A 6,452-nucleotide genomic window follows, 5' to 3' on the forward strand; every position below is an offset into this window, starting at 1 on the left:
GCTAATCATGGGGCGTATAATCACCTTGTATATGAATGACGTTAGGTTGTAGACTGAGTGCTATTATGTGACTTGTCGAGTGAGAATTAAATGAATAAAATCGAAATCAAATATTGTAAAAAGTGCAAATGGTTAATGCGTTCATCATGGATGGCTCAAGAGTTACTGAGCACTTTTGAAGCAGAGTTAGACGAGGTTTCCTTACAGCCCGGTGAAGGCGGTATTTTTGAAATATATGCAAATGGAACCAGGATTTGGTCACGTAAAGAGCAAGCTGGGTTTCCTGAAATTACAGAGCTTAAGCAATTGGTCAGAAACGTGATTGCACCAGATAAAGACTTAGGTTGTATTGATCGTAAAGCCAATAAAACCAGCTAATCGCGATGCTTCTTAATTATGCATAGCTGTAAGACTGACTCAGGCAACTTTAGTCTCAGAACAATTGTTATACTGGTAAGTTGTGAACGTAAAGTAAGTAGGCTGCTCAGCTAATATTTATTATTCATTATCAGTATTTAATGTATCCGTTGGTTCACTATTTAAATCATGAACGACTAAGTCTAATAAGTGCATTAATTGTTGTGCTTGAGCACTATCAATACTATTAAATTTACATTGAATTTGATGCGGTATTTCTGCGGCTTTATGTTGGAGCGACGAGCCTTCTGGTGTTAGTTGGATAAAGCGTTTTCGTTTATCTGACTCATCTCTAATAACCACTAATAATGCTTTATCACTCATTTTTTTTAAGATTTGTGTTAAAGCACTGCCATCGATCGCTGTTTTTTCAATCAAGGCAGCAATAGTAATTTTATCTTCTTCCCATAAAGCCATCATCACGACATACTGAGGGTAAGTGAGATTTATCTCTGCTAGGAGAGGGCGATAAGTGCGAGCAATGCTATTAGATGCCATATATAAACGGTGACATAACTGGTTTTTTAATTGTAGTTGTTCAAATGACATAGCATCTCCTTTTCTCAAACATTTTAATTTGCATGCAAAGTATTTGCAATTGCTATTTATTCTGGTTATTATTTTGTACACAAAATAAATATTTTTTATCAATGTCAACGTTGGAGTTCATTATGAATGTATTACAAGAAGTCGCTTACACAGCTAACGCAACAGCAACTGGTGGCCGTGAAGGTATCGCTAAATCTGATGACGGTCGTTTAGATGTTAAACTATCTACTCCTAAAAACTTAGGTGGTGATGACGGTCAAGGTACGAACCCTGAGCAACTATTTGGTGCAGGTTACGCAGCATGTTTCATTGGCGCACTTAAGCACGTTGCTGGCGCTGAAAAAGTGGCATTACCAAGCGATCTATACATCAACTCTGAAGTATCCATTGGTCCAATCGAAGGTGGTTTTGGTATCGCTGTTAAATTATCTATCTCACTAGGTGATATGGATAAAGCACAAGCTGAAGCACTAGTAGAAAAAGCTGATTTAGTATGTCCTTACTCAAATGCTACACGTGGCAACATTGCTAAAGAGCTTGTGATTATCTAATCTCTTATTAAGTTCAGTGATTATTAACATTTAATATTCACTTTATATTAAGGCCGATCATAGTAAATATGATCGGCCTTTTTTGTTTTAATGAGAATGTGCTAATTGTTTATGTGGTTTTTTATATTTCACTTGGTATATCACTAATAGTAGCAAACAGGTAACGAGTGCAATGCTGGTACTGACTAACACACCTTGCCAACCCCATTGTTGGTAGAAAGGATCAATGAAGAACACACCTAAACTTGCACCACTATAATAAAATAAGCTATATAAAGCCTGAGCACTGCCTTTGCCTTTTTTAACAGAGCGACCAACCAGTGTGCTAGCTTGAGCATGACAAAAGAAAAAACCAAAAGCCATTAAAATCATGCCACATGTCATGACTGATAGGTTGTGATGGCTGAGCAATAGGTTTGCCGCTAACATAATAAAAACCCCTGTCGCAATACCTGCTAGTTGACCATATCGTTTAGCAAACTTACCTGCTAATGAAGCACTCATAGTGCCTCCTAAAAAGGTTACAAAGATCAAGCTACGTAGTGCACTAGGTAATGCATAAGGTGCGGCTTCTAGGACACTCATTAAGTAACTAAATATATTGACAAAGCAACCAAAACCAAGACCAATAATCAGGTAGACAATAAGGAGTTTTGGGGTTTTTATGTGTGTAGCAAAGATGTTTAAACTTGGTTTAAGCTGAAATTTCTGACGCGTAAAGTGGCGTTGTGTTGGCAGCGCAATATAAACACCAATGAATAATATCGCGGTGACAATAGCCATACCAAACCCGGTCGCCTGAAAACTCCCAAACAGATCAACTGATGCACCGCCAATTAAACGGCTACTAATACCGCCAATGGTATTAGAAGCAATATAAAATCCTACCGCTGTTGGTAACCAGCTTTTTCTTAACTCTTCACCTAATAATGGAATCGCAACTGCAGGGCAAACAGATAAAAAGGCGCCTTGAATAAAGCGTAATGATAAAAATACCGTATAATTTTCTATCATTGGCAGCATCAACGAAATACATAATCCAGCTATCATGCCTTTTATTAAGATAGGACCACGACCAATTGAGTCAGAAAGGCTGGCGAATATTAATAATCCCAAGCCCATACCCAGTAACGGCGCAGACATTGCCAAGTTGGCTGCTAACAAACTAATATTAAACTCCTGTTGCAAAGTAGGCAGTAACGGTTGCAACCAGTAAATATTCGAGAAAGTCACCATAGAACAAGCACAAACAGCAATAATTAAACGGTTATATCGACTCAATTTCTTCATTTTAAATACACACTTAAATTAGGGATAAAAAGAGGATATCGAAATCTAATAGATAAATTAAATATATTGTACTTATAGGTTCCATATATATAATTTATGGGGGTATCTCGCTGGAAAAGGAAAGGGCTATATGGAGTTTAGACAGTTACAGCATTTTGTTGCCGTGGTGGAAACCGGGAGTATTTCTGGGGCAGGGCGACGCTTGTATTTAGCGCAACCGGCTATTAGCAGTAGTATTAAAAAATTAGAAATCGAACTTAATATGCCGCTGTTTCATCGTCGAGAAAGAGGTGTGTCATTAACTGAAGCTGGCGAAGCATTTTTACTGCATGCAAAACAAATTCTACAACAAACTAGCGATGCTAAATTAGCGATGCAAGCCATTGAAGGGTTAGATCAAGGTAAAGTTGAAATAGCCGTCCCACCAATGCTTGGCTCTTACTTTTTACCACCTTTATTAATGGCTTTTAAACATCAATATCCAGCGTTGGGTATTAATGTGATTGATACGGGTACACGTAATATTCGTAAAAAGCTATTAGATGGAGAATTAGAGTTAGGTGTGGTCGCTGATCATGATTTACCAGTAGAGTTTGAAAGTGGCCAATTGATGCGAGAAGAGATGGTGGTATGTATGGCAGCTGATCATCCTCTTGCGCAATTTGATCGCATTGAATACTCAGAATTCTTAAAGTATGAATTAATACTATTTGGTAAAGGCTATTACCATCATTCATTAATAGAAAAAATAAGTCACCAAGAGAGTGAAAGCCCTAAAATAGCGTTTACGAGCAATTTATTACCCCTTATAAAATCGGTGATACGTAAAGGTTATGCTATTTCTCCGATGTGGAAAGTGACGATTCAGGAGGACGACCAAATCATTACACGACCTTTTGTTGAGCCATTCTGTATTGATTTAAGTTTAGCATGGCGTCGAGACAGTTATCTTTGTCGTGCAAACCAAGTATTTAGAGACTTTATTTTAGAAGAGATCAATAAAGATAAAGAGACATAATCATGACTAATAGGAAGAACTCTTAGCAAATTTTATTATGATACTTGGTAATACCAATTATATTAAATAAGTGATCTAAATTTTGCGCAGAAAAAATGACTTAGTTTAAGGCGTAATTTGAGTTAAATAGTTGTTCTATTTGCGAAAATTACAACGAAGAAATAAGTTATTTTAGCAAGTAAAATAGATCAGTTAATTAGTGTGATTGGTATAATATAGAGTGAATGCATTAAATATTTTAGCAATAAAAAAGGGGCTTTATTAGCCCCTTTAGTGCACTTGTTTATCAATGATTAGTTTAATAAACGAGCGCGGATAGTACCTTCGATCTCTTTTAACTTAGTTAATGCTGTATCTGCATCTTCACTGTTAACGTCGATAACTACATAACCAATATTTTCATTTGTTTGTAAGTACTGAGAAGCGATATTGATATCATTTTCAGCAAATGCCAAGTTAATTTTAGTTAAAATACCTGGTTGGTTTTTGTGAATGTGTAATAGTCGACTTGCATTTTTATGTGCAGGTAAAGACACTTCAGGGAAGTTCTTAGAAGACAGTGTAGAACCATTGTCAGAGTATTTAACAAGTTTACCAGCTACTTCGTAACCAATGTTTTCTTGTGCTTCTTGTGTGCTACCACCAACGTGCGGCGTTAGAATTACATTATCAAACTCACGTAATGGCGATTCAAATTCTTCTTTATTTGATTTTGGTTCAGTTGGGAATACGTCAACTGCTGCACCTGATAATTTTTTACTTTTTAATGCATCACACAGTGCTGGAATATCAACAACAGTACCACGAGCAGCATTCATGAAAATTGCACCGTCTTTCATCTGTGCAAATTGTTCTGCGCCCATCATGTTTTTCGTTGAATCAACTTCTGGTACGTGTAGGCTAACTACGTCTGATTTAGAAAGTAACTCTTGCATGCTAGCAACCTGTGTTGCATTACCTAGAGACAGTTTGCTTTCAATGTCATAGTAAGAAACATTAAAGCCTAAACCTTCAGCAAGAATACCAAACTGTGTACCGATATGACCGTAACCGATAATACCTAAGTTTTTACCACGTGCTTCGTATGATGCTGTTGCAGATTTGTCCCACTCACCACGGTGTGCTTTTGCATTACGCTCTGGCACGCCACGTAATAATAGTAATGCTTGACCTAGTACTAGCTCAGCAACACTACGTGTATTAGAGAAAGGTGCATTAAATACTGCAACACCTTTTGCTTGTGCTGCTTCTAAATCTACTTGGTTTGTACCGATACAAAAACAACCGATACCCACTAGTTTTTTAGCGGCTGCTAATACTTTTGCATTTAAGTTAGAGCGAGAACGAATACCGATGAAATGGACATCTTTAATCTTTTCAATTAAATCTTCTTCACTTAGTGATGTTTTGATACTTTCAATATTGTGGTAGCCAGCTTGTGTAAATGTATCTACAGAGCTCTGATGTAAACCTTCTAAAAGAAGAATTTTAATTTTATCTTTATTGAGTGAAAACTTGGTCATCGTATTTCCTTGGGCCTTGTGAAGGTAAGTGGATTAAATTTGTGAATAATTTTAGTGCCAGTAAAATAGCAAAAATAGTCAGTTTTGTGAATCTGAGAGAGCGATTTCTTATATGCAAAATTGAAACTACTTATTACTAATTTGGAAGTGGTTGACCTACTTAGCAGTTGCCCCTAAATAGGTCATGATATTCTATTTTAAGGTTTTCACGCCGTCTTCAGAGCCGACTAACACTACATTTGCTGCACGGTTTGCAAATAAGCCGTTTGTAACAACACCTACAATGCTGTTAATTTGATTTTCTAGTGTCATTGGCTCAGCAATTTGAAGGTTATGAACATCTAAAATAACGTTACCGTTATCAGTCACAACACCGGTTCTGTAAACTGGGTCACCACCTAGTTTTACTAATTCGCGAGCAACGTAGCTGCGTGCCATTGGGATCACTTCAACAGGTAATGGGAAGTCACCTAAGATATCAACATTTTTTGTATCATCAACGATACAAATAAATTGTTTTGCTACAGCAGAAACAATCTTTTCTCTTGTTAGTGCTGCGCCGCCACCTTTAATCATATGGTTGTAAGCGTTTATTTCATCTGCACCATCAACATAAACACTTAATTCAGAAACTTCATTTAGGTCAAAAACTTCAATCCCATATTCTTTCAATTTAGCAGTTGATGCTTCTGAGCTTGATACAGCACCGATGATGTCATTTTTAATCGTTGCTAATGCATCAATAAAGTGATTTACGGTTGAACCTGTACCTACACCTACAATCGTATCTTTTTCAACGTATTCTAGTGCGGCATAAGCGGCTGCTTTTTTCTTATCATCTTGAGTCATGGTTGTATCCTGTGAATGAAGTGCATGTGAAAGTGCCGAGATTATACTCTTTCAAGTTGTAAATTTAAGCGCTTTTTATGAAAAACCGTAAAAAAAAGAATGTTAATCATATTGTGTTACCAAAGTAATACTAATCTAAGTAAAAACATGAGCTAATTTATTTATCTATTATGATTAAAGCGACTCAAGATGAAGCATGTAAAAAGATAGATTTTAAAGTACTTGCCCGTAAGTAAACTTCATTACAAATGAAGT

General features: G+C 36.6%; 7 protein-coding genes. 3 read left to right on the forward strand and 4 right to left on the reverse strand.

The genetic code is table 11. The features are described from left to right. Positions 1–90 precede the first annotated feature (90 nt). Positions 91–378: an Rdx family protein gene (locus V6256_RS11185; protein WP_341598298.1), complete on the forward strand. Its 288-nt coding sequence runs from the start codon at positions 91–93 to the stop codon at positions 376–378. 120 nt (positions 379–498) lie between these two features. On the opposite strand, the gene V6256_RS11190 is transcribed toward V6256_RS11185, so the two are convergent. After that, positions 499–966, reverse strand: a complete 468-nt coding sequence (locus tag V6256_RS11190) for a MarR family winged helix-turn-helix transcriptional regulator (protein ID WP_341598299.1) — start codon at positions 964–966, stop codon at positions 499–501. 122 nt (positions 967–1,088) lie between these two features. Here V6256_RS11190 and V6256_RS11195 point away from each other — a divergent pair, with 122 nt between their 5' ends. Further along, positions 1,089–1,517 carry an organic hydroperoxide resistance protein gene (locus V6256_RS11195; RefSeq protein ID WP_341598300.1) on the forward strand — a complete coding sequence of 143 codons (429 nt, stop codon included), beginning with the start codon at positions 1,089–1,091 and terminating at the stop codon, positions 1,515–1,517. A gap of 87 nt (positions 1,518–1,604) precedes the next feature. Here the strand turns inward: V6256_RS11195 and V6256_RS11200 are convergent, their stop codons facing one another. Then, entirely contained in the window at positions 1,605–2,807 is a 1,203-nt protein-coding gene (locus tag V6256_RS11200; protein ID WP_341598301.1) for an MFS transporter, read from the reverse strand. Between the two features lie 130 nt (positions 2,808–2,937). On the opposite strand from V6256_RS11200, the gene V6256_RS11205 reads away from it, so the two are divergent. Beyond that, positions 2,938–3,825 carry a LysR family transcriptional regulator gene (locus V6256_RS11205; RefSeq protein WP_341598302.1) on the forward strand — a complete coding sequence of 296 codons (888 nt, stop codon included), beginning with the start codon at positions 2,938–2,940 and terminating at the stop codon, positions 3,823–3,825. 293 nt (positions 3,826–4,118) lie between these two features. Here V6256_RS11205 and serA read toward each other — a convergent pair whose 3' ends face one another. Beyond that, positions 4,119–5,348, reverse strand: a complete 1,230-nt coding sequence (gene serA / locus V6256_RS11210; RefSeq protein ID WP_341598303.1) for a phosphoglycerate dehydrogenase — start codon at positions 5,346–5,348, stop codon at positions 4,119–4,121. A 192-nt stretch (positions 5,349–5,540) separates the two neighbouring features. Continuing rightward, entirely contained in the window at positions 5,541–6,197 is a 657-nt protein-coding gene (rpiA, locus tag V6256_RS11215; RefSeq protein ID WP_341598304.1) for a ribose-5-phosphate isomerase RpiA, read from the reverse strand. Positions 6,198–6,452 lie beyond the last annotated feature (255 nt).

This window comes from Psychromonas aquatilis, assembly GCF_038155185.1.
Taxonomy (GTDB): Bacteria; Pseudomonadota; Gammaproteobacteria; order Enterobacterales; family Psychromonadaceae; genus Psychromonas; species Psychromonas aquatilis.